Origin of the sequence: Blastococcus deserti (assembly GCF_042682525.1) — a bacterium.
GTDB lineage: Bacteria > Actinomycetota > Actinomycetes > Mycobacteriales > Geodermatophilaceae > Blastococcus_B > Blastococcus_B deserti.
The window spans coordinates 80,077-83,126 of record NZ_JBHUHP010000006.1; the positions used below are offsets into that span (position 1 = coordinate 80,077).

2 protein-coding genes and 1 pseudogene are annotated in these 3,050 nt (G+C 73.6%); all 3 read right to left on the bottom strand.

Annotated features, from left to right (window positions below):
- Positions 1–144, bottom strand: a pseudogene (locus tag ACFSHS_RS06650) (CheR family methyltransferase); the annotation flags it as partial.
- Positions 141–1,274 carry a protein-glutamate methylesterase/protein-glutamine glutaminase gene (locus ACFSHS_RS06655; protein ID WP_376873356.1) on the bottom strand — a complete coding sequence of 378 codons (1,134 nt, stop codon included), beginning with the start codon at positions 1,272–1,274 and terminating at the stop codon, positions 141–143. The pseudogene ACFSHS_RS06650 and the gene ACFSHS_RS06655, both read right to left, overlap by 4 nt.
- Before the next feature lie 652 nt (positions 1,275–1,926).
- Entirely contained in the window at positions 1,927–2,820 is an 894-nt protein-coding gene (locus tag ACFSHS_RS06660) for a hypothetical protein (RefSeq protein ID WP_376873358.1), read from the bottom strand.
- Positions 2,821–3,050 lie beyond the last annotated feature (230 nt).

Consider the following 3,050-nt stretch of genomic DNA (forward strand, 5'->3'; position numbering starts at 1 on the left):
CGAGACGTCCGGCAGACCCCTCTCGCGGGCGATGGGCAGCAGCCGGGCCTCGACGAGGTACTCCTTGCCCGGCTGGAGCACGATCGCGCTCTCCTTGTGCACGAGCGCACGCACCCAGTCGAAACTCGTGGCGGTGAGGGTCATCGGGCACCGCCCGCGACGGCCGTGATGGGCCGCTGGCCGGCGACACCGGCGAGATGGCGGTTGATCGCCTCCGGGATGCGGTGCAGCGGCAGCACCTCGTCGGCGTAGCCCGCCTGGCTGACCGCGCCGGGCATGCCCCAGACGACGGAGGTGCTCTGGTCCTGCACGAGCACGGTGCCTCCAGCAGCGCGGATCTCGCCGGCCCCGTTGCGGCCGTCGGAACCCATGCCGGTCAGGACGACGGCCAGGACGGCTCCGTCGAAGGCGGCCACGGCCGAGCGGAACAGCGGGTCGACCGCCGGGCGGCAGAAGTTCTCGGGCGGCCCCTGGTTGAGGCCGGTGTAGAGGCCCGGCCGGCCGCCGCGGGGGCCGCTGGGCCGGACGACGAGGTGGTGGTCACCGGGGGCCAGGTGGACGACGCCCGGGGCGAGCAGGGTGCCGTCGGAGGCCTCGACGACGCGCAGCGGGCACAGCCGATCCAGGCGCTGGGCGAACTGACGGGTGAACACCGGGGGCATGTGCTGGACGAGCAGCACCGGCACGGGCAGGGAGGCCGGCAGCTGGGGGAGCACCTTGGCGAGAGCCTCGGGACCGCCGGTCGAGGAGCCGATGACGAGCACGGCCGGCTTCTTGCCGGGGCCGGTGCGGGGGGCCGCCGGAGGCGGCGGCGGGGGAGCGGCCGCACGGGCCGCGCCCATGGAGACCGGGCGGCCGGTGAGCGCCTTGATCTTCGGGATCAGCTGCTCGCGGACGCTCTCCATCGACTGGTTCACGCTGCCGACGTTGGCCGGCTTGGTGACGTAGTCGTTCGCCCCGGCCGAGAGCGCGTCCAGGGTGGCGGAGGCGCCCCGCTCGGTGAGGGTGCTGAACATGACGATCGGCACCCGGCTGTGCTGCTGACCACCGGCGCCGCCGCGGATGGCGCGCACCGCCTCGATGCCGTTCATCTCCGGCATCTCGATGTCCATCGTGACGAGATCCGGCTTGAGCTGCTCGAGCTTGCCCAAGGCGATCCGGCCGTTGACGGCGGTGCCGACGACCTCGATGTCCGGATCGGCGGAGAGCACGTCCGTCACGATCTTCCGGACGACGACGGAATCGTCGACGACCATCACCCGGATCGGGTTCACGCGTGTCCTCCTGCTTCCCTGCGAGGCTCAGCCCGGCAGGCTGTTCACTCCTTTATCGGCACGGTTTCCCGAGGCTTGAGCGGGACCGTCCACAGGATCTGCGACCACCGAGAGCGCCGCGGTCGTCGCCTGCCCCGAGAGCTTCGGCGGCGCGCGATGAAAAAGAAAGCTCCGCCACGAACTCGTTACGGAACTCATCGGTGACCGTTTCGCGCCGGTCGAAATGGCATTTGAGGAACTTGTCGACACAGCTCAGGAAATGGCACGGTCAACCGTCGCGCCACGTGCGGGCACCGTCCGCGAGATACCAGGTATCGCCGCCGTCGCGCGACAGCGGTCAGTCCGACCCGAAGAGCGCGGCACCTGCGAGCAACAACGGCAGCGACACGAACAGGAATGCGCCCGGACCCGTAAGTCCCTGACCGGCGTCGGGCTCCTCTCCCGGTCGGGCCCCATGCCGAGGAAGGCGCGCTCCTCGTGGGTGGCGGCGGGGGAGCGTCGTCCCGCCCGTCACGCTGACGAGTCCGGCGAGGACCATCGCGGAGACGGCGACCTGGGCCGGCACCAGCAGCATGGTCAGCGCCTGCCGAAGACCTCGCACGGCATCGCTCACCGCGCGACGGTGGTGGCCGCGTCGGCCCGGACGCCGACCTCAGCGCGCGGTGACGCGGACCCAGGGCGAGCAGAGCACGGCGAGGGAGTTCTCGTCGAGCATGTCGGCCATCGCGATCCCCTGCACGCAGCCGGCGACCGCGTTCCAGACACCGCCCGCGCCGTCGTGCAGGTCGAAGCCGCCGTCGACGAAGGCCTGCACGGCGTGCAGCTGCGCGGTCGCCAGCGCCCGGGTCCGCCCGGAGACGTGGGCGGCCCACGACGCCTCGTGCATGGCGGTGGCCCAGGGACGGTGCTCGGCCCGGCCCGCGTCCACGGCGGCGCGCCAGGCGGCCCGTCCCGCGTCGTCCAGCCGGCGGACGGCGTCGAGGAGACCGGCCAGCTCGCGGGCGGCCGGGCCCAGGTCGTCGCCGACGACGGGGACGGCCACGCCGCCGCCCTCCACGGCCCGGTCGAAGGAACCGGTGAGCTCGCGGCGCACCAGCGGCGGCAGGACGCCGGCGGCCCAGTAGCCGACGGCCGCGTCGGCGAGGACGTCGGCGGCCTCGTCGCGCTCCTCGGCGGGCAGCTCCGCGGCGGCGGCGTGCTCGGGTCCGAGGACGTCGTCGCGCAGCAGCCGCTCCAGCGTGGGGGCGTCGCCGATCGTGCCCTGCTCCAGCTGCGTGACGAGGACGGCCGCCCGGTCCCCCGCCCCGGCGGCGCCACGCACGTGCGGCACGGAGGCGGCCATCTCGCGGGCGCGGCGGCCGCGGACGGCACGCACCCCGCGCTCCTCGCGGGTGAGGTTCCGGGCGGCATGGCTCGCGGCCAGCGCGGACAGCGCTCCGGCGTCCGCCCCCAGGCCGGTCAGCAGAACCCCGGCGACGGCCCGGCCGGCGGGCAGCCGCACCAGGTCGAAGCCGAGCGTTGCGGCGCTGACCAGCGAGTAGGGCACGGGATCGCCTCCAGGGATGGGTCCGACCATGCTGCCGGTCGACCTCTGGTTGCGCGAATCAACGGCCAGCGACCGTCACCCCTTCGCGGGAGGGCGAGGGGTGACGGTCGCGTGTTCGAGGGTGTGGCGTGTATGGACAGTCGCTCTCAGTAACTGAAGCGGGACACCGCCGTCCGCAGCTCGGCGGCCATCCGGGCCAGCTCGTCCACCGCCGTCCGGGTCTGGCCGAG